Source organism: Pseudomonas donghuensis (assembly GCF_000696345.2).
GTDB classification, from domain to species: domain Bacteria; phylum Pseudomonadota; class Gammaproteobacteria; order Pseudomonadales; family Pseudomonadaceae; genus Aquipseudomonas; species Aquipseudomonas donghuensis.
Genome location: NZ_CP071706.1, coordinates 4818315 through 4837071, shown reverse-complemented (window position 1 = coordinate 4837071; position 18757 = coordinate 4818315). Strand labels below are relative to the sequence as shown.

15 protein-coding genes are annotated in these 18757 nt (G+C 63.0%); all 15 read right to left on the bottom strand.

Annotated elements, in window-relative coordinates:
* Nucleotides 1-87 precede the first annotated feature (87 nt).
* A complete protein-coding gene (locus BV82_RS22440) occupies nt 88-912 on the bottom strand; it encodes an SDR family oxidoreductase (RefSeq protein ID WP_036996832.1) in 825 nt (274 codons plus the stop codon).
* Nucleotides 913-945: 33 nt separating this feature from the next.
* Complete coding sequence (locus tag BV82_RS22435) at nt 946-1296, bottom strand: thioredoxin domain-containing protein (RefSeq protein WP_036996831.1); 351 nt, start codon at nt 1294-1296, stop codon at nt 946-948.
* 85 nt (nt 1297-1381) lie between these two features.
* Nucleotides 1382-1846, bottom strand: a complete 465-nt coding sequence (locus BV82_RS22430) for a hypothetical protein (protein ID WP_010220699.1) — start codon at nt 1844-1846, stop codon at nt 1382-1384.
* Between the two features lie 150 nt (nt 1847-1996).
* Nucleotides 1997-3448, bottom strand: coding sequence for a mannose-1-phosphate guanylyltransferase/mannose-6-phosphate isomerase (locus tag BV82_RS22425; protein WP_010220700.1), 1452 nt, complete (start codon nt 3446-3448; stop codon nt 1997-1999).
* 33 nt (nt 3449-3481) lie between these two features.
* Complete coding sequence (locus BV82_RS22420) at nt 3482-4138, bottom strand: alginate O-acetyltransferase AlgF (RefSeq protein WP_036996829.1); 657 nt, start codon at nt 4136-4138, stop codon at nt 3482-3484.
* Nucleotides 4139-4151: 13 nt separating this feature from the next.
* A complete protein-coding gene (locus BV82_RS22415; RefSeq protein WP_036996828.1) occupies nt 4152-5309 on the bottom strand; it encodes an alginate O-acetyltransferase in 1158 nt (385 codons plus the stop codon).
* 11 nt (nt 5310-5320) lie between these two features.
* Nucleotides 5321-6778: an MBOAT family O-acyltransferase gene (locus BV82_RS22410; protein WP_036996827.1), complete on the bottom strand. Its 1458-nt coding sequence runs from the start codon at nt 6776-6778 to the stop codon at nt 5321-5323.
* A 195-nt stretch (nt 6779-6973) separates the two neighbouring features.
* Nucleotides 6974-8095 carry a mannuronate-specific alginate lyase gene (locus BV82_RS22405; protein ID WP_010220705.1) on the bottom strand — a complete coding sequence of 374 codons (1122 nt, stop codon included), beginning with the start codon at nt 8093-8095 and terminating at the stop codon, nt 6974-6976.
* A 7-nt stretch (nt 8096-8102) separates the two neighbouring features.
* Complete coding sequence (locus BV82_RS22400; RefSeq protein WP_010220707.1) at nt 8103-9512, bottom strand: alginate O-acetyltransferase; 1410 nt, start codon at nt 9510-9512, stop codon at nt 8103-8105.
* 13 nt (nt 9513-9525) lie between these two features.
* Complete coding sequence (gene algG / locus BV82_RS22395; protein WP_036996826.1) at nt 9526-11091, bottom strand: mannuronan 5-epimerase AlgG; 1566 nt, start codon at nt 11089-11091, stop codon at nt 9526-9528.
* 18 nt (nt 11092-11109) lie between these two features.
* Entirely contained in the window at nt 11110-12591 is a 1482-nt protein-coding gene (locus BV82_RS22390; RefSeq protein ID WP_010220710.1) for an alginate export family protein, read from the bottom strand.
* Nucleotides 12588-14072, bottom strand: coding sequence for an alginate biosynthesis TPR repeat lipoprotein AlgK (gene algK / locus BV82_RS22385; RefSeq protein WP_244993550.1), 1485 nt, complete (start codon nt 14070-14072; stop codon nt 12588-12590). The genes BV82_RS22390 and algK overlap by 4 nt, the downstream gene beginning before the upstream one ends.
* A gap of 19 nt (nt 14073-14091) precedes the next feature.
* Nucleotides 14092-15258 carry an alginate biosynthesis protein Alg44 gene (locus BV82_RS22380; RefSeq protein WP_036996823.1) on the bottom strand — a complete coding sequence of 389 codons (1167 nt, stop codon included), beginning with the start codon at nt 15256-15258 and terminating at the stop codon, nt 14092-14094.
* Between the two features lie 37 nt (nt 15259-15295).
* Nucleotides 15296-16786, bottom strand: a complete 1491-nt coding sequence (gene alg8, locus BV82_RS22375; RefSeq protein ID WP_026001177.1) for a mannuronan synthase — start codon at nt 16784-16786, stop codon at nt 15296-15298.
* 62 nt (nt 16787-16848) lie between these two features.
* Nucleotides 16849-18165, bottom strand: coding sequence for a nucleotide sugar dehydrogenase (locus BV82_RS22370; protein WP_036996822.1), 1317 nt, complete (start codon nt 18163-18165; stop codon nt 16849-16851).
* Nucleotides 18166-18757: the final 592 nt, after the last annotated feature.

Below are 18757 nucleotides of genomic sequence, written 5' to 3'. Positions count from 1 at the left end.
GAGACTTTGGAAAATGCTCTAGCGTGCAATTTATAGTTAGCGATAGGGTCAGCTATCGCAGGCGTTCACCCCCGAAAACCGGGAAGATCACAGCATCCGGTTCAGACCGAAACGTTTTTTCAGGACCTTTTGCAGCATACCGTTGGGCAGCCAGCTGGCCAGTAACGGCAATGCCCGGCTGCCATTGCCCAGGCGCACCAGCGTCGGCGTCGGGCTTTTCTGCACGGCATCGAGCACGCCTTTGGCGAATTTGGCGGCCGGTGTCGGGTTGTCCTGGGAGGCCCGGGCGCGGGCGCGGATGCCTTCGCGCAGCGGCCACCAGGGCGAGGTTTCGTCGAGTAATTGCTCGGCCTCGCGCCCGGCGTTACTGGCGAACTGCGAGGCAATTGCGCCTGGCTGCACTTCCATGACCCGTACAGCAAACGGTGCCAGCTCCAGGCGCAGGGTTTCGCTCAGCGCGTGGACTGCGGCCTTGGAAGCGCAATAGGCGCCGGCGAACGGGGTCACCAGAACCCCGGAGACGCTGCCAATGTTCACCACCAGGCCCCGATTGCGTCGCAGTAAGGCAAACAGTGCAGCGGTGACGCCCACCGGGGCGAAGACGTTGGTCTCAAATTGCCGGCGCATCGCCTCGACGCCGCCGTCGAGCAGTGGGCCCATGGCACCGTAGCCGGCGTTGTTGATCAGCACATCGAGGCCATTGCCGCGTTGCTCAAGCTCGTTTGCCAGTTGGCTCAATGCCGCTGGATCATTGACGTCCAGCTGGCGGGCGGTGAAACCCGAGGCTGCCAGGCGCTGAACATCTTCAGCCTTGCGCGCGGTGGCCCAGACGTCGAAGCCCGCGTTGTTGAAAGCTTCGGCCAGGGCCAGGCCGATACCGCTGGAGCAACCGGTGATCAAGACGCTTGGCATAAGTTGCTGTCCTTGAGCAGTGGGGGTACTGGATCATACTTCAGCGATCAATGTTTTCAGCGCATTTTCCAACTGTTCGGTGCAGATGCCGGTCCACAGCTGGCGCTGGCTTGCAGTGTCATACAGCAGTTGAGTGGGCACATGGGTAACCTGCAGGTCGCAGGACAAGGCCTGAAAGGCGGCGAAGGTCAGTTGATAGAACTGAACGCGGTCCCGATAGCCGTTGTTGGCCAGGGTAGTCACATTGCGTTTGGCGTCGGCGCACGCCGGACAGGTGTCCGAGTACACCAGGATCACCACCGGCTTGGCCAGGGTCCGATGGTTATTGATACGTTCGAAGAGCAGCTTGAATTCGTCCTGAACCGCTGGCGATGTATCGACCATGACCTTACTCCGCTAGGCAGTGAAGTCTGCAGCGATATTCAACAGGGTTTTGCCGCTGGGGTAACCTGGCAAAAATACCAGGTGCTCAGTCGGCGAAGCTGCCTTGCAGGTGCTCGGCGCGGTAGTCGACGCTCTGTGGCCGGTAGCCGGAGCGCAGCGGTGGCAACGGCAGGCACTCTTGCCAGCTGGCGCCAGGTTGCAGCTCGCCCGGGCCGCGGTAGCGCGGCGCGGCATAGGTGTTTTCGGCAAGGTTGACGGTATCGCCCGGGGCATAGGCGGCGACCCGCCAGCGCAGTTCCAGCAAAGGCACCGAGTTGCCGTTGTTGATGTGCACTTGCAGCGGGCGATCGGCCGGGCATTGCTCGGGGGCGTAGGTCAGGCGCAGTTCCAGGCGGGCCAACTGGTTGGCTTCGCGGTTGTCCAGCCACACCACCCACAACGCCACCAGCCCCAGGCCGAGCAATGCTGCCAGGGAAATCGGCAGGGCCTTGGCCGGGTAGCGCAGCAGCAGGACCAGCCAGGTGAGGATCAGCAGGGCACCGATGAACATGGAATGAACCTTGTGTGCGGGGTGCTTTCATCCTAACCGTAAATCGGGTGGGCCTCAAAAAGCTTCGCCGGCAAGGCCGGCTCCCACAGGGATTGTGAATACAGATCCAGTGTGGGAGCCGGCCTTGCCGGCGATGGGCAGGCTACGGGGTTACTGCGCGATGGTCTTGATCGAGATCCCGCGCTCGATCGGCGTCGAGCGCCCGTAGACATCTTCAAAGCGCTCGATATCGTCCTCGCCCAGGTAACTGCCGGACTGCACTTCGATGATCTCCAACGGGATCTTGCCCGGGTTGCGCAGGCGGTGCACCGAAGCGATCGGGATGTAGGTGGACTGGTTCTCGGTGAGCAGGAACACGTTCTCGTCGCAGGTCACCTCGGCGGTGCCGGACACCACGATCCAGTGCTCGGCACGGTGGTGGTGCATTTGCAGCGACAGGCTGGCGCCGGGCTTGACGGTGATGTGCTTGACCTGGAAGCGCCCGCCCATGTCCACCGAGTCGTACGAGCCCCACGGCCGGAACACCTCGCAGTGGTTCTGGGTTTCACTGCGGCCCTGTTCGTTGAGGGTGTTGACCAGTTGCTTGACGCCCTGAACCTTGTCCTTGTGGGCAATCATCATGGCGTCCTTGGTCTCGACCACGACGATGTTCTCAAGGCCGATCACCGACACCAGCTTGCCGTTGCCGTGGATCATGCAGTTACGGCTGTCCTGGACCACCACGTCGCCCTTGGTGACGTTGCCGTTGTGGTCTTTTTCGTGCACATCCCACAGCGACGACCAGCAGCCGACATCGCTCCAGCCGGCCGACAGCGGCACCACGCAGGCACGCCGGGTCTTCTCCATCACTGCGTAGTCGATGGAGTTGTCCGGGCAGCAGGCGAAGGTGGCTTCGTCGATGTTCAGGTTGTCGCCGTCTTGCGTGCTGCGCTCCAGGGTCAGCAGGCAGGTGTCGTAGATGTCGGCATCGTGCTTTTTCAGCTCTTCGAGGAAGCGGCTGGCGCGGAACAGGAACATGCCGCTGTTCCAGAAGTAACCGCCGGCGCGGACGAATTCGGCTGCGCGCTTTTCGTCCGGCTTCTCGACGAACTGCGCCACCCGGCTGACGCCTTCGGGCAGCAGCGCATCCTGGCTCGACTTGATGTAGCCGTAGCCGGTTTCCGGTTTGCTCGCCGGGACTCCGAACAGCACCATCTCGCCGCGCTCGGCGGCCACGGTGGCCAGGGCCAAGGCGCGTTGCAGGGCTTTCTGGTCATCGATCACATGGTCGGCCGGAAGCACCAGCATCAGCTCGTCACGGCCTTCGTTGACCAGCTTCATCGCGGTCAGGGCTACCGCTGGCGCGGTGTTGCGGCCGAAGGGCTCCATGAGGATGCCCTGGGTTTCGAGTTTCAGGTTGTGCAGTTGCTCGCTGACGATGAACTTGTGGTCCTTGTTGCAGACCACGATGGGCGCGTCCATGCCGTCGAACACCAGGCGCTCGATCGTCTGCTGGAACAAGGTGTGTTCACCGGTCAGGGCCAGGAACTGCTTGGGGAATTGCTTGCGCGACAGGGGCCACAGACGCGAGCCGCTACCACCGGACAGAATGACTGGAATCATGAGTGTTCTCCAAAAATTGAAATAGGCAGGTGGTTAACGGGTGGATACCGGGCGCTTGACCCAGACCGGCGACAGGTTGCTGCCGGAGCCGGTGACATACAGCACCGCCGCTTCGCCGCGCTCCAGAGCCACAGGCTTCAGGTCGCTGACTTTCTTGTCGCCTTCATACAGCGCCAGGCTGACCTTGACCGGATTGATCTCGCGCTCGCCACGGGCTTTGGCGGCGACCGGCTTGACCACCTCGGTCTTGCCGTCGGCGGTCTTCAGGGTCAGGGCCTGGTCACTGAGGTTCTGTACCCGAACCAGGGATTTCTGCTTGTTCCTGAATGGTGGCTCCTCGACCAGTTGCGGCTGGCCCGAAGCGTTGTTGACCAGGGTGTAGTAGTGATCAGCGGCGAGCTTGACCGGCAGGCTCTGACTGCCGACCTTGGCGCTGTAATCACCCTGGGGCATGAAGCTGAAATCACTGCTGCCCTGGGCGGCCACCGCGTTGATCTGGGTATTGCCGACGCTGGCGCTCACTGGCTGGGCGCTGGCGTTGTAGATGCGCACGAAGGTCGAGCCTTTCGGTGCGGTTGGGCCATACAGTGCGGCATCGGCGCCGGCGAAGGCTTGCAGCGACAGCAGGCTGAGCCCTGCGGCCAGGGCGCAGGCTTTGGCGATGCGGTGCTTTGGGGTATGCAAGGTCATGTGCGTTTCCTCTTCAGTTTTCCGTCCGATGGGACGACAGGGCCAGGTCTTGATTGGCATTGCGGGTTTTTTTCAGCTGCGCGATCCACTGCGGATCGAATGCGCTGAGGTCGTTTTTCATTGGCAGATAACGTTCCGGGAACTCCCAGATCAGCACTTGCGGCGCGCTGTTCTTGAAGGCGTCGGTTTGCAGGTACTTGAGCATCGGCAGCAGTGGGCCATGGCCGTCTTCGGCGTAATTGACCACGTCGCTGCGCAGCGCCTGTTGCAGGGCACCGAGGAAGTTCCAGTTGGGGTTGGCGCTGTAGCTGGTGCCGATCAGCGCCACCGGGATTTCGTTGTCGGCGAACAGTGCGTCGCCGTTTTCACCTTCAGCCTGGGCTGGGCGGGTGCTGCGTTTTTGCAGGGTGTCCGGCGGCGGCAGCAGGTTGCTGAACAGTGGGTCGAGCGGCAGGAAGTTGGTCAGGTCGCCTTTGTACGGCGCGCTCTGGCGCTGTTCGGTGACAAACTGCTGCGGCTCGCCGTTGAGCAGGGTCTGGCGCGCGACGGCGGCAGCCAGGTGCTGGGCGACCACTTCGGCGCCCAGCGGCGTCCAGTGGGTGTCGGTGCGCAGGAACACCTGGCCACGAGCCTTGGCCTCCTGCAGCGGCGCCAGCAGGTCGGGGGCGAACACACCGGCCTGGCGGGCCTGGGCGTGGAACTCGTTGTACAGGTCAGTGTGCAGGCTGGCCGGGGTCTGCTCGCCGAGGTACTCCGGATACAGCCGCGCCTTGGCCGGCACGATCGCCAGCACCAACTGCACGCCGCGTTGTTGCAGGGTGTCGCGTACACCGCGAATCAGCGCGAGGTTTTCCTGTTCGAACTGGTCGCTATTGGCCACCGGCTTGAACTCCTCGTCACTGAACAGCCAGTGCTCGCGGCCCAGCACCACGCCCGGGCGGCCTTCGTTGAACAGTTTGAAATCCAGCGCCGCCCACAGGTTGGTGCCGATGCGCTTGAGCGGGAACTGCTCGTCGTAGTGGGTCTCGGCGGCCTTGGCCAGCTTGCCGTCGAGGGCAGTCATTTGCGCGCTGCGCTGGAAGCTGCCAAGGCCGCCCAGCGACCACAGGCCCAGGCCCAGCAACAGGGCGAGGAACAGCAGGGCGTAGAGTTTGCGTAATGATCGGGTCATGGTCGGCTCGCTCAGAACTGGAAGTAGAGGAACGGCGAGTAGCTTTGCGCCGAGAGCTTGAGAATCGAGGCAACGAACAGCAGCAGCACCAGCGCACGGGTGGCGTACAGGCCCCAGTCCAAGCCCAGGCTGCCGTCGGCGTGGACCGCCACGGGGCTGGCCTTGGCTTCGGGCTTGGCGTTGCGGTAGAAGTCGCGCAGGCCGAAGTACGCCAGGGTCGCGTAGGCCAGCACCAGGGTCGCCACTTGCAGGCCGGTGAGGCTGGCGCGGTTGAGCTCCGACAGTTGCCAGTCAGCGAAGCTGAACATGGCGCCGTACATGCGTGCGGCGACGTGCAGGTTTTCGGCGCGGAAGATCACCCAGCCCATCACCACCAGCAGGAAGGTGAAGGCCCAGCGCACCAGGTTGAAGCGCTGCGGCGCGGCGTTGATGCCCAGGGCCCGCTCGATCGCCAGCCACATGCCGTGCCAGGCACCCCAGACGATGTAGGTGAAGTTGGCACCGTGCCACAGCCCGCCCAGGAGCATGGTCAGGAACAGGTTGCGGTAGGTGGCGAAGGTGCCGCCGCGGTTGCCGCCCAGGGTGATGTACAGGTAGTCGCGCAGCCAGGTCGACAGGCTGATGTGCCAGCGCCGCCAGAACTCGGTGATCGACTGGCTGATGTACGGCTGCTTGAAGTTCTCCATGAAGCGAAAGCCCATCATCAGGCCCAGGCCGATGGCCATGTCGCTGTAGCCGGAGAAGTCGAAGTACAGCTGCGCGGTGTAGGCCAGGGCGCCGAGCCAGGCGTCGCCGGTGGTCGGGTTCTGCAGGGCGAAGCAATGGTCGGCGACCACCGCCAGGGTGTCGGCGATGAACACCTTCTTGATGAAGCCCTGCATGAAGCGTGTGCAACCCTCGGAGAACTTGTCCAGGGTGTGGGTGCGGTGGTTGAACTGATCGGCCAGGTCCTTGAAGCGCAGCACGGGGCCGGCGATCAGGTGCGGGAAGATTGCCACGAAGGCGGCGAAATCGATCAGGTTGCGGGTCGCCGGGGTGTCGCCGCGGTACACGTCGATGATGTAGCTGATCGACTCGAAGATGTAGAACGAGATACCGATCGGCAGCAGCACGTGGGTGAGGATGAACGGCTCAAGCCCGAACGAGGTCATGATCGCGTTAAGGCTGTCGACGCCGAAGTTGGCGTACTTGAAGTAGCCGAGGATGCCCAGGTCGACCGCCACGCCCAGCAGCAGCCAGCGCTGTGCCGGCTTGCTGCGCACGCCGGCGGCGCCGACTTTCAGGCCGATCCAGTAGTTCCACAGGGTGACCCCGGCGAACAGCGCCAGGAAGTCCACCCGCCACCAGGCATAGAACACGTAGCTGGCCAGCAGCAACAGGGCGTTGCGATAGCGTTGCCCGCTCAAGTAGTACAAGCCGAGAAAGATCGGCAGGAACAGGAACAGGAACACGTTGGATGAAAACACCATCCCGATCTCTCCTTGTCGTTATCAGTCGGGGCAGCAGCCCCCCAAACCCCCCGTGAAACCTCCCGGGAGAAACCAGATCAAATCTTTGCCTTGCACCAACCCTGTAGGAGCTGGCTGCCAGCGAGGCGTCGTATCTGACACATCGCGGTGTTCCGATCGCTGGCAAGCCAGCTCCCACAGGGACAATGCAGATCCTTACTTTTTCTGTTCGGCCTGCGGGTCATAGACCCGGGTCAGGTCGCCGCCCAGGCGGAAGCTCTTGAACGGCTGCATGTCGTGCTTGCGCCCGAGCACATCGCTGTTGCAGCGGTAGAGGCTGCACCAGGGTTCGAGCCAGGCGTACTTGCTGTCGATCTTCAGGTCATCCATGTCCTGCTTTTCACCATTCTTGGCCTTGAACGGGCTCGGGTCTTTCGCCCCCGCCAGCACCCGTTCACCCAGGCGCTTGAGCGCGCCGTTGTTTTCCGGGCGCACATCGACACCGTTGGCCTGGGCGAAGCTGGCGATCATCGCCAGCGGCGGCAGGGCATAGTTGTGGTAGGCCAGGGCACGTTGCTTGCGCTTGAGCTCGTTGGGCAAAAAGCCCTGGGCGTCGACCTGGTTGGCGGCCACCCGGTATTCCTTCAACGACCAGTCGAACAGGTCGCGGCGGTCAGTGGCCACGGCGGTCGCCATCACCGACCAGGCCGCCCAGTAGGAGTGGTTGTTGATCTTCTCCAGCGGCAGGTCGCTCCAGTCCTTGACCACCTGGTCGGCCAGGCGCCCGAACCATTTCTCGATCAGCTCGGCCTGTTGCTGGTGCGCAGCCAACGGCTGGGAGTTGGAGAACTTCAGGTGCAGCCAGGCCGAGCTCAGGCTGCCCAGCGCCCATTTGCGCATCGACTTGCCGGTGTGGTTGTAGTCGGTGGACATCAGCGCATTGGCGCTGGCCCAGCTGCTCAGCCACTCCAGGGTGCAGTCGAGCTGCTGCGGGCGGCCATCGCGCATGTACTGCATGACCTGTTTGCTGACCCCGCGCTCAAGGGTGGTGATGCTCGCGGTGGAATCGCGAAAGGCTTGTTCCGAGGCCTTGTTCAGGGTCGCGCGGGCTTTGTCCGAGCCTTCGTACTTGCTGCGAAACTGCAGCTTGCCGGTGTAGGGACGGGGGATGGCTTCGCACTTGAAGTCGCTGCCGCCGCTCTTGAGTTTCTCGATCCCGGCGTAGTAACCCTGGGGAGGGACCAGCCCGGCGGCCTGCACGGCCGGGCCGAACAGGGCCAGGGCCAGCGCGAGCACCTTGAAGCCCGCGCCTACAGGGGATGTGCTGAATGTGTTCATAAGCACCTCACTTGCGTTTGCACAGCGTGGCTGCGACTTTCTGGCTGCCGCTCTGCGGCCCCTGAACTTCCACGGCGAGCAGGGTCTGGGCGGCCCAGTCCTCGTCCTCGCGCAGCTCGAAGGCAAAGCGGCCATCGGTGTCGGCGGTCTGCGGCTTCTCGATCTTCAGGTCCTCGTGGCGGCCGTTCATGTACCAGAGGGTGGCTTGCAGGGTCTTGACCGAGGTGTCCTCGAACTGGATGTCCAGTTGGTGACGGCCATTGGTCAGGTCCTTGATCACGCCGTTACGGCCGTTGACCATCAGCTCGTTCTTGCCTGGCTTGAGTGTGGTGCTGGCGCTCATCTGCGCGGGCTTGCCTGCGCAGCCGTTGTCGACCAGGGCGAGCATCTGCCGCCAGATGGTTTCCTGGTCCAGGCGGTACAGCGGCGAGAACTCCCAGATGAGGATCTTCGGTGGGTTTTTCTGGAACGCTTCGCTGCCCAGGTACTGGATCATCGAGCCTTCCAGGCCGCCGCCAGGGAAGGCGACGTTGAGCACGTCGGCGCCGATGTACTGTTCGAGAAAACCCGAGAAGTTGTAGTTCTTGCCGCTGTGGCTGGTGCCAACCAGGGTGATCTGCGGGTTGCCGGAATCGCCGAACAGGTCATCGCTGCCACTCTCGCCCTTGGGTTCGGTGACGAACTGGTCCATGTACTGCACCGCGTAGCTGGTGCCGCACAGTTGCCCGGCGACGTTGTGCAGGGTGCCGGTCTTGCCCATGCGCCCGGACTTGTGGCTTTCGAACTCACGCTTGGGCACCTCGGCGAAGGCTGCCATCTTGTGCACGCTGTCGGCGACGATCTTCGCCGCGCGCTCGGCGCCGTAGGGGGTCCAGTGCTGATCGCCGCGGAAGTAGAAATCCTTGCCCTGGTCGGCGGCGGCCAACTGTTCGTTGGTCAGCGGCGACAGGTCGGGCACGGTGTAGCCCATCTTGCTGAAGCGCCCGAGCATGGCCTGGTAGTTGTGCAGCGCCTTGGTGTAGTTGAAGGCGGCCTTGTCGGCGGGTTTGAGCATGTTGCGGTTCACCAGGCCACGGGTCGGCTGGTAGACGATCACCAGTTCCACGCCCCTGGCCTTGAACGCATCGTGCAACTGCTGCAGGCGGCGGTAGCCGGCCGGCGTGGTGTCGAACTCGGTGCGCAGGTCTTCGCGGGTGCGGAACAGCCAGTCGCCCTGGGCTTGTATCAGGGTGGTGAAGTTCTGCTGGTAGCGGGTGGTGTAGCGGCTGGCGTCGTGGGCCTGCGGGCACAGCTGGCAGCACGGTTCGGCGCTGAAGCGGGGTGCCTGGGCCTGCTCGGCCGACGCCTGGGCACTGATCGCCAACAGGGCGGCGGCAAGGCCGGAAAGGCTCAGCAGCTTGGTCAGTTGTGGTTGCATAAGATTGGCTTCCTCAGTCCAGCATTTCGGTCTGGCGCTCGACCGGATCGATCAGCACGGCTTTGCCCTGGCGCACCATCAGGTCGAGAATCTCGTCCTGGCGCTCGCCCAGTACCCCGGAAAAACTGATGCCGCTGGCCTTGCTCGGGGCCAGCATCGAGACCCGGTACAGTTCCACGCTCAGCGGCGAGTCGATCGACAGCGGGCCGCTGCCGTTGGCCGCCAGCTCACCGCCGACGACGATCAGCGAGACCTTGGTGTCGAACGGGTCGAGGGCGATGTCGCGGTCGGTTTCCGACAGGTCTTTGATGTGCCCGTACACGCCCACCAGGCCGTTGGCCATGGCGACGTTCTCGTACAGGCGGATGTTCACGCTGTTGCGCACGCGAATGCCGTGGCGGCGGTTGTTGATCAGCTTGTTGCCCCAGATCAGGTTGTCGCCGCTCTCGTACAGGGTGATGCCGTCGGTGTGGTTGCGGTAGATCTCGTTGTAGGCGATCAGGTTGTTGACGCTGTTACGGTCGATCACCACGCCCGAGAGTTTGTTGTCATAGCTCTTGTTGTTGATGATCCAGCTGTCGTTGACCTCGCGCGAGACGATGATGCCGTGCTTTTTCTTGGTCCCGTACACGGTGTTGCCGGCGATGATCAAGCGGTGCGAGCGGTCGTGGGGGTCGATGCCGTAGACGATGTTGTCGCGGTAGGTGCTGTCCTTGACCACGAAGTCGCTGGTTTCGTAGCAATAGAAGCCGTACCACATGTCGCTGAATTCTGAGCCGATGATCCAGCCGGTGGGTTCCGAACGGCCCATCTGTTTGGCCATGTTCGGCGTGTACTGGGAGATGCTCACGCCGTAGGACTTACTCTTGGCGTAGCCGAAGCTGGCCATCTTGCTGTTGACGATGTAGGTCTCGGTGCCGCCCCAGGACAGCAGGAACGGGCGAAACTCCTTGGGCGTGCGGAAGGTCGCCGGGCCGTTGTCCTGCTCGCGCCAGCCGGTCACCCGGGTATCGCTGACGAACAGCTTGCCGTCGTTGACGATGAACGCGCCGCCCTCCTGGGACAGGCGCAGTTCCTTGACCTTGGCGTCGATCTCGAGCACGCCTTTTGGCCCGACCACGATCGGCAGGCGCGCCAGGTACACGCCCGGTGCGGTTTCGCGCAGGTACTGGCTGGGCACCTGCTTGCTCAACTCGGTGAAGTCGACATGGCCGTCGTCGATGAAGATCGCCTGGGGGATGCCATGCTGGCGTGCCACCCACTCGGCCATCTTGTTGTCGCCGCCGATGAACTCCTTGAGGCTGTTTTCCTGGAGCATGCGCCGCACCGAAACCTTGCCCTTGTGGCTGCGGACGATCTTTTTCTGCACGGCATCAACGGTGTAGCCGGACAGGTCCGGCAGGGTCGGTGCCGGGATCTGCAGCGGCTCGATCGGCGCGCTGCTGACGGTGTAGGTCTTGGCCTGCTGCAGCTCCTTGGCCACCGGCGTCGGCGCCTGGCCGTTGGCCAGGGCGATGCTGCTGGCCAGCAGCAGGGTGCCGGCCAGCAGGGCATGGAGCGTGTTCGGAGGAAGGCTCATTTCATTGCACCCCAGGCGTCAGAAGCGCCAGATCACGTCGACGAAAGCGCGGTGCATGTAGGAGTCCGCTTCCTTGCCATAGGCATCACCGGGCTTGAACACGCCGCCACGAAAGCGCACCAGCGCCGACGGCTCGTCGATCGACTGGCTCAGCGAGGCCGGTAACAGGCCTTGCTTGAAGTACTTGGTGACCACCAGGTCCATCTCCTGGCCGAGGTCTTTCTCGCCCTGGACCAGCGGCCGGTTGATGCCGTTGTCCTCGACCACGGCATTGATGCCACTGCTGCCGATGTTCTGGTCGCCATCGACGCGCCAGAACTTGTGGTAGATCAGGCTGGCGTCGTAGTCGTCGCGCAGTTGCCAGGAGGTGAACAGGGTCGCCGCCTGTACGTTGCCCAGTTCGCCGCGGAAGGCTTCGCCAAAGCGATGGACCCGCGAGCGGGTGCCGGTGAAGTTGGAGCGGTTGCTCTCAAGGCCGGTCTGCTCGTAGTTGCCCGAGCCATCGCTGCCACCGCCGCCGCTGCCGCGGGCGTAGGCGGCACCGACCTGCCAGTTGGGATCCAGGCGCAGGCGGACACCGAGGTCGGTGGCCCAGGCATTGACGTCGCCACTCTGTTTGCCGCTGGCCACCTGCTCGCCGTTGACCGTGGTGGTGTTGAGGCTGTCGCGATCGCCGGTCAGCCAGGTCATGCTGCCCCAGTAGTTGACGCGGTTCTGGTTGCGCCAGTTGTAGGCGTCGCTGTTGGCTTCCAGGCCCAGCCAGGTGAGGTCGCCGGTGCGGGTCTTGTCCAGGGCATCGACGGTTTCGCCCGGGTTTTTCAGCTTGCCGTCGTCGTGGCTGTGGTGAGCGCGCAGGCCGACCCAGTGGCCGGGTGTCCACTGCGTGGCGACGTCGCCGTAAACGTGCAGGCGGTCCTTGTCTTCCGGGGCCAGCTCGGTGAGGTCGGTGCGGTACTCGCTGAAGCGCTCGGCCACGCCCAGGTTGGCGCGCAGCAGGGTGGTGTCGAAGGTCCAGTTCAGCGCTTCGATATTGGTGTCGCGCCACATGCCGTCGTCGTTGCGCAGGCGCTGGCGGCCGAAGCGCAGCTGCTCGCCGGGGTAGGCGGTCAGGCCGCTGTAGCCGACCCAGAACTCACGCATGGCCAGGTAGTTTTTGTCCGCTTCACGGCCATTGGTGCGGCCGCTGTCGGCCTCGGCCTGGTCGCCGGACTGGCGCAGGGTGTCGGTCTCGATGATGTCGGTAGCCGCCACCGCCTGGCCCATGGCGAAGGCGCTCCAGTTGCCGCGCTCGCCGTACACCCAGGGGCGCAGGTCCAGGCCCAGGCCGTTGACGTCGCCGCCGGAACGGGTGCCCAGGTCGCGGTCGTCTTCGGACTGGCCGGTGATCTTCACGTCCAGGCCGAAGTTCTTTTCAGCAGTCATCGCTGCCAGGGTCGGGCAGGACCAGAGCAGGGCAAAGCCCAGGCCTACGCCTGCTTTCATCCACGGATTGAGTGTCATAGGGAGTCCTCGCCTTGTTCGGGTTGCGCTTGCAGGGCCAGGGCAGCGGGGCCCATGGCGCCACGGGCCTGGCGTTCTTGTTGCAACAGGCGTTGAGCCTGGGCCTTCTGCGCCGGGGTGAGTTGCTGATCGAGTTGGGCTGCCAGCTCGCGTGACTGGTCGCTGGGATTGGCTTGTGCCAGTTGGCTGAACACCCAGGCGTTGACCAGGTCCTGGCGGATGCCGTGGCCTTCGCTGAACAGCTGGGCCAGGGCGTAGTCGGCACTGAGCTGGCCGCCGCGGGCGGCGCTGAGCAAATGATCGACGGCTTTTTGCGGGTCGACATTGCCCAGGTAGCCACGGCGGTACAGCTGGCCCAGGTAGTAATGGGCGCTGACTTCGCCGGCGTTGGCGGCGCTGAGCAGATGGGTTTCGGCTTTCTGCGCGTCGGCCGCTACAGTCTTGCCTTCGTAGTACAGGCGGCCCAGCAGCAACTCGGCACGCGGCTGTTCGGCGGCGCGGCCCTTGTCGATGTACTCCATCAGCTTGTCGGTGTCGCCAAGCTCGGGGAAGTCATAGAGCAATTGCGCCAGGCTGACCCAGGAGCCGGGGTTGACCGGCGCCACCTGCTCAAGCAGGGCCTGGGCGGTTTTCTCGTCGGTCTGGCCGAGGCTGCGGTCGGCCAGTACGCGGGCAACGCTGTCGACCCGGGTGGCGGGGATCGCGCCATGCTGGTAGGCACTTTTCAGCTGTTCGATCAGTGCCGCCCGTTGCTCGGGCTGGGCGCGTTTCTGGTAGACGGTGGCCAGTTCCACATAGCAGATGTCGGTGCTGCTCAGCGCGGTCTTGCAGATGCGCTCGACCTCGTCCAGGTGCTGGTCATAGGTGTTCTGGGTGCGGTACAGCAGGACCTGGGCCAGGCCGGCTTCGGGGTAACCGGCGGCACGCCACTTATCGATCTGCTGCTGGGCGTTGGTGCCGGGGAAGCTCTGCGGGTATTGCAGGTAAAGCATCGCCAGCGGGATCAGGGTATTGCCCTCGCCATTGGCGAAGGCTTTTTTCAGCAGGGTTTCGGCTTCCTGGCGCTCGGCTTCGGTAGCGTCCGGCTTGGCGGCCAGCAGGCGTCCGAGGCGGGCTTGGGCACGCGGCGAGATATCGGCGGCAGCGCGGTAGGTGGCCTCGGCCTCCTTGAGCTTGGCCGGGTCGCGGGTTTCGATCTGGATATCGGCCAGGCCTACCTGCGCTTCGCTGTAACCGAGGTCGGCGAGCTGGCGGTAGTTCTGCTCGGCCAGGGCGGTGTCACCGCGCTTGAGCGCCTCGTTGGCCAGGCGCTGGTCGGGCAGGCCGGCACAACCGGCCAGGCTGATGGCCAGGGCCAGGCCGCAAATTTTAAGGGCATCGCTGGCAAGCCAGCTCCCACAGGGGACTGTGGTGTTACCCGGATCATTGTGGGAGCGGGCTTGCCCGCGATCGAGTGCGTAGCACTCGCCGGCGTTTAGCATATTCACAGGCAGACCCTCATCAAAGCCCACGGGCCACGGCTTTATCGATCAGCCAGTCCAGCGACGGGCCACGGTTGCTGTCCACCGCCACCGGGCGGCCGGCCAGTTCGCTGGGCAGTGCACCCTCTGGCTTGATCTGCACGCGAATATCCGAAGACAGGTCTTCGCTGTTCAGGCTGGTGCTGCTGACGATCTCGCCCTTGCGCCAGTCGTCTTCACCGGCGATCTGGAAGTTGACGCGCGAGCCTGGTTTGACGTCGTCGAACTGGCGATAGCTGAAGCGCGCTTCAATGGTCGGATTGCTGGTGCGCGGAATCAGTTGGAAAATCACCTGACCCTTGCTCGCGTACTGGCCGTTATCCACCAGTTGGCGGGCGACCACGCAATCACAGGGGCTGGTCAGGGTGCCGCTCATCTGCTTGCCGAACAGCTCCTCGACCTTGGCCGGCTCCAGCTGCTGGTCATCCAGGTGGCCCTTGAGCATGTCCAGCATGCTGGTGCTGAACGAGGCCAGCGGCGCGCCCTTGACCACCTGGCCGCCGTTTTCCACCAGGCCCTGCACGGTGCCGTCGCGCGGCATGGTGACGTTGCTGGTCGGCACGCTGACCACCCCGGCCTGGGCATGGCTGACGAAGTACAGGCCATACACCGACTTGGCAATAAAGCCGAACGCCGCCACGCCGACCACGAACACGCCGAGGCTGAAGGTCACTGCGCGCAGGCGGCCGAACGCGCTCATGTCGCCGCTGGCATCCTTCTGTTTGCGCGCCTTGGTGAAGTTGTCGCGCTGCAGGGTGCTGAGCACATCACCGATGGTGATCAGCTCGCCGGACAGGTGCGAGGTGATGATGTGGCGCAGGGTGGCGATGTCACGCGGTTCGAGGTTCTGGAATTGCACGCCGGTGCGGCCGCTGGACGGGTCGAAAGAGCGCACCTGGATCTCGATGTCCATGGCCAGGCCGAGCTTGTCGACGGTGAACTGCAGGCGCCCGCGCAGCACTTCGCCAACCTTCAACGGGTGCTTGGCGTGGAAGCTCAGGCCGCCGGCGGAGAGGTCGTCGACCTTCACTTCCAGGGTTTCGCGGTTACCCCCCAGGTAGCGCAGCTTGGCCGGGATGCGCACCCGCGCGTGCTGACGCTGGGCTTCGGACTCATGCACGACATTGACGTTGACGGCGGTATTCATGGCGATTTGTTCCTGTTTAATCCAATCGGGTTCCGGCTCACACGACCATGAACAGCACAGCAATGAAGATGCTGGCCGCCGAGAAGGTCATGGTCCGGGAGGACCAGGTGTTGAACCATTGTTGAAAGCTGGCGAGGTCGCGCTTGAGGGCAGTGGGCTGGCGGGTCCAGGACTGCTTGTCGAGGCGGAAGAACACGTAGATCTTCATGATCGCGCCGACGATCTGGTTGTAATAAAGAATCAGCGGGTAGGCCGGGCCGATGTTGTGACCCGAGCACAGCAGCATGATCGTCAGGATCAGCCGGGTGATGCCGATCCACAGCAGGTACACCAGCAGGAACGCCGGGCCGAACTTGAGGCTGGCGATCACTGCGACGGTCAGGCCCAGCAGGCTGGTCCACATCGACACGCGCTGGTCGAACAGCACCACGCTGGTGAACAGGCCGAGGCGGCGGATACCCAGGCCCAGGGCCCGGGAGTTCTGCCGCAGGTTGTTGCCGTACCAGCGGTACATCAGTTTGCGGCTGGCCTTGATGAAGCTTTTTTCCGGCGGGTGCTCGACCGTGTTGATCGCCGCATCCGGCACGTAGAAGGTGTCGTAGCCCAGGCGCATGAGGCTGAACCAGCTGGACTTGTCGTCACCGGTGAGAAACTTGAAGCGGCCCAGGCGCCAGTGCTGCAGCGAGTCGTTCTCGACGTCGGCGATGAACTCGGGGTTGGTCACCACGGCGGCGCGGAACACCGACATGCGCCCGGTCATGGTCAGCACGCGCTTGGACAGGGCCATCGAGCACATGTTGATGTGGCGTTGGGCGAAGCGCAGCTTGTGCCATTCGCTCATGATGTAGCCGCCACGCACTTCACAGAATTCGTTGGTGGTCAGGCCGCCGACATTGCCGAACAGCTTGAACCAGGGCACGGTCTTGCGGACCACGCCTTCGCCGAGCACGGTGTCGCCATCGATCACCGCGACCACTGCGTTCTCATCCGGCAGGTGGCGGGAGATGGCACGAAAGCCGTAGGCCAGGCCGTCGCGTTTGCCGGTACCGGCGATGCGCACGAAGTCGAGGGTTACACGCTCCGGCGGGTTGTATTTTTCCCACAGGCTTTTCACCAGCAGCTCGTCGGACATTTCCACCAGTGAACAGACCACCGTCGTCGGGTAACCGCAGTCGATCGCCTCGCGGATCACCGAGCTGTAGACCTGGGCGGTAGTCAGGGCATCGATGCGAAAACTGGTGACCATCAGGTACACGTGGGACGGGTCGGCCGCGCTACCGAGCTTGCGCACTTTGCGCCGCAGGTAGGGGTAGACCACGTAGAGGAACAGCATGCCGCGCACAAAGTGCGTGGCTCCCATGGAATAGCGCCAGATGCCGACGGCGCCGACCAGGAAAATGAAGTCCTTCGAGTCGGGGTCGAAAATGGAGTTGGGCAAGGCCAGGGCGATCAACATGAGCAGGCTCACGTAGAACAGCCAACCGGCGACCTGTAACAGGCCGTGCTTGAGCCTTTGCATGTTCTGCATCCGTATCGAATGGAAAGGGCGTTGATGGCGCGCGGGGCCGGGTAGCCCCGCGCAGCCTGTGGTTACCAGCAAATACCTTCGGTACGGCTGGCCGGGCAGGATGGTTTGTTCATGAAACCGACCAGGTCGATGACCTGTTTGCCTTCCGGAGCCTGTTGGGCCAGGGCACGGAATTTCTCGTCGCGGTTGCCCAGGACGATCACGTCGGCGTGCTTGATCACCTGGTCGAAGTCGGCATTGAGCAGCGACGACACGTGCGGGATCTTCGACTCGATGTAGTCCTTGTTGGCGCCGTTGACCCGCGCATACTCGACGTTGCTGTCGTAGATGTTCAGGTCGTAGCCCTTGCCGATCAGGCGTTCGGCCAGTTCCACCAGCGGGCTTTCACGCAGGTCGTCGGTGCCGGCCTTGAAGCTCAGGCCGAGCAGGGCGATCTTGCGCTTGTCGTGGCTCTCGATGATGTCGAAGGCGTTCTGCACCTGCGATTCGTTGCTGGTCATCAGCGAGTTGAGCAGCGGTGCTTTGACGTCCAGGCTGCCGGCGCGGTAGGTCAGGGCGCGCACGTCCTTGGGCAGGCACGAGCCGCCGAAGGCAAAGCCCGGGCGCATGTAGTACTGCGACAGGTTCAGGGCCTTGTCCTGGCAGACCACGTCCATCACTTCACGGCCATCGACGCCGACAGCCTTGGCGATGTTGCCGATCTCGTTGGCGAAGGTGACCTTGGTGGCGTGCCAGACGTTGCAGGTGTACTTGATCATCTCGGCCACTTCGATGTCCTTGCGGATGATCGGTGCGTCGAGTTCTTCGTACAGCGATTGCAGAAGGTCGCCACTGGTCTTGTCCAGCTCGCCGATGACGGTCATTGGCGGTTGGTCGTAGTCTTTGATCGCGGTGCTTTCGCGCAGGAATTCCGGGTTGACCGCCACGCCGAAGTCGACGCCGGCCTTTTTCCCCGAACAGTCTTCGAGGATCGGGATGACCACGTTCTTCACTGTGCCCGGCAATACGGTGCTGCGCACCACGATGGTGTGGCGGCTGGATTTTTCCCGCAGCACGAAGCCGATTTCGCGGCACACCGACTCGATGTATTCCAGGCCCAGGTCGCCGTTCTTCTTGCTTGGCGTACCGACGCAGATCATCGACAGGTCGCTGTCGCGGATGGCGGCGGCAAAATCGATGGTGCCACGCAGGCGGCCATTGTCGATACCCTGTTGCAGCAGGGCTTCGAGGCCCGGTTCGACAATCGGCGATTTGCCTTGGTTGATCAGGTCGATCTTGGTGGTGGATACATCGACGCCAATCACTTCATGACCCCGTGCCGACAGGCAGCCAGCACAGACTGCACCCACATAACCCAAACCAAAGATGCTGATACGCATCGCATTCACCTCATGTGTTTATCACGCCGGCTCAATAAGAAGAGCCAGACCGGGTTGATTAACCAGCAGTTATCGGGCACACGGCGGCGTGGCAAAAAGATGTCACTTCGCCGTGTGCAGGCATATAAATATCAAGTGCAAAAGTCTTTGCACTTAAACTTGGCAGCCAAAGGCCAATAATTATGGGCGTGCCCTGTTATGCAGCCGTCTTTATTGCAGATCGGTTACCCGGAACTGCAGTGCTTGTTCTTTCAAGTGAATAAAATCCTTTGAAATCAACCACAAGGACGATTTATAGGGGCGCGTTTCTCCTGGGTTCAACTGTAGGTCGGGCGACCGACACTCAAGTCAAAGTTGTCTGGATGCACAATGGCTGTGCGCTCCAATCAGTGATGTAAGTCATCTCTCACCTGTCGCTCGAGAATCGTTACGGGTGGTATGAGCGACGGCTGAGGGGATAAGTTCCGGGGCGAGTTCAAAGGCCGTGAAAGATTTTTTAATATTTTATCTGATGGCCATACTTTCACTTTGATAGCACTTGGCAGTTTCATCCCTGTATATAAAGGGCGAACGCGAGGGGGGATGTTTTTGT

What these genes read in the sequence shown, in the direction of transcription:
- BV82_RS22440 (WP_036996832.1), bottom strand. Translation starts at nt 912, where the DNA reads ATGCCAAGCGTCTTGATCACCGGTTGCTCCAGCGGTATCGGCCTGGCC.
- BV82_RS22435 (WP_036996831.1), bottom strand. Translation starts at nt 1,296, where the DNA reads ATGGTCGATACATCGCCAGCGGTTCAGGACGAATTCAAGCTGCTCTTC.
- BV82_RS22430 (WP_010220699.1), bottom strand. Translation starts at nt 1,846, where the DNA reads ATGTTCATCGGTGCCCTGCTGATCCTCACCTGGCTGGTCCTGCTGCTG.
- BV82_RS22425 (WP_010220700.1), bottom strand. Translation starts at nt 3,448, where the DNA reads ATGATTCCAGTCATTCTGTCCGGTGGTAGCGGCTCGCGTCTGTGGCCC.
- BV82_RS22420 (WP_036996829.1), bottom strand. Translation starts at nt 4,138, where the DNA reads ATGACCTTGCATACCCCAAAGCACCGCATCGCCAAAGCCTGCGCCCTG.
- BV82_RS22415 (WP_036996828.1), bottom strand. Translation starts at nt 5,309, where the DNA reads ATGACCCGATCATTACGCAAACTCTACGCCCTGCTGTTCCTCGCCCTG.
- BV82_RS22410 (WP_036996827.1), bottom strand. Translation starts at nt 6,778, where the DNA reads ATGGTGTTTTCATCCAACGTGTTCCTGTTCCTGTTCCTGCCGATCTTT.
- BV82_RS22405 (WP_010220705.1), bottom strand. Translation starts at nt 8,095, where the DNA reads ATGAACACATTCAGCACATCCCCTGTAGGCGCGGGCTTCAAGGTGCTC.
- BV82_RS22400 (WP_010220707.1), bottom strand. Translation starts at nt 9,512, where the DNA reads ATGCAACCACAACTGACCAAGCTGCTGAGCCTTTCCGGCCTTGCCGCC.
- algG (WP_036996826.1), bottom strand. Translation starts at nt 11,091, where the DNA reads ATGAGCCTTCCTCCGAACACGCTCCATGCCCTGCTGGCCGGCACCCTG.
- BV82_RS22390 (WP_010220710.1), bottom strand. Translation starts at nt 12,591, where the DNA reads ATGACACTCAATCCGTGGATGAAAGCAGGCGTAGGCCTGGGCTTTGCC.
- algK (WP_244993550.1), bottom strand. Translation starts at nt 14,072, where the DNA reads ATGCTAAACGCCGGCGAGTGCTACGCACTCGATCGCGGGCAAGCCCGC.
- BV82_RS22380 (WP_036996823.1), bottom strand. Translation starts at nt 15,258, where the DNA reads ATGAATACCGCCGTCAACGTCAATGTCGTGCATGAGTCCGAAGCCCAG.
- alg8 (WP_026001177.1), bottom strand. Translation starts at nt 16,786, where the DNA reads ATGCAGAACATGCAAAGGCTCAAGCACGGCCTGTTACAGGTCGCCGGT.
- BV82_RS22370 (WP_036996822.1), bottom strand. Translation starts at nt 18,165, where the DNA reads ATGCGTATCAGCATCTTTGGTTTGGGTTATGTGGGTGCAGTCTGTGCT.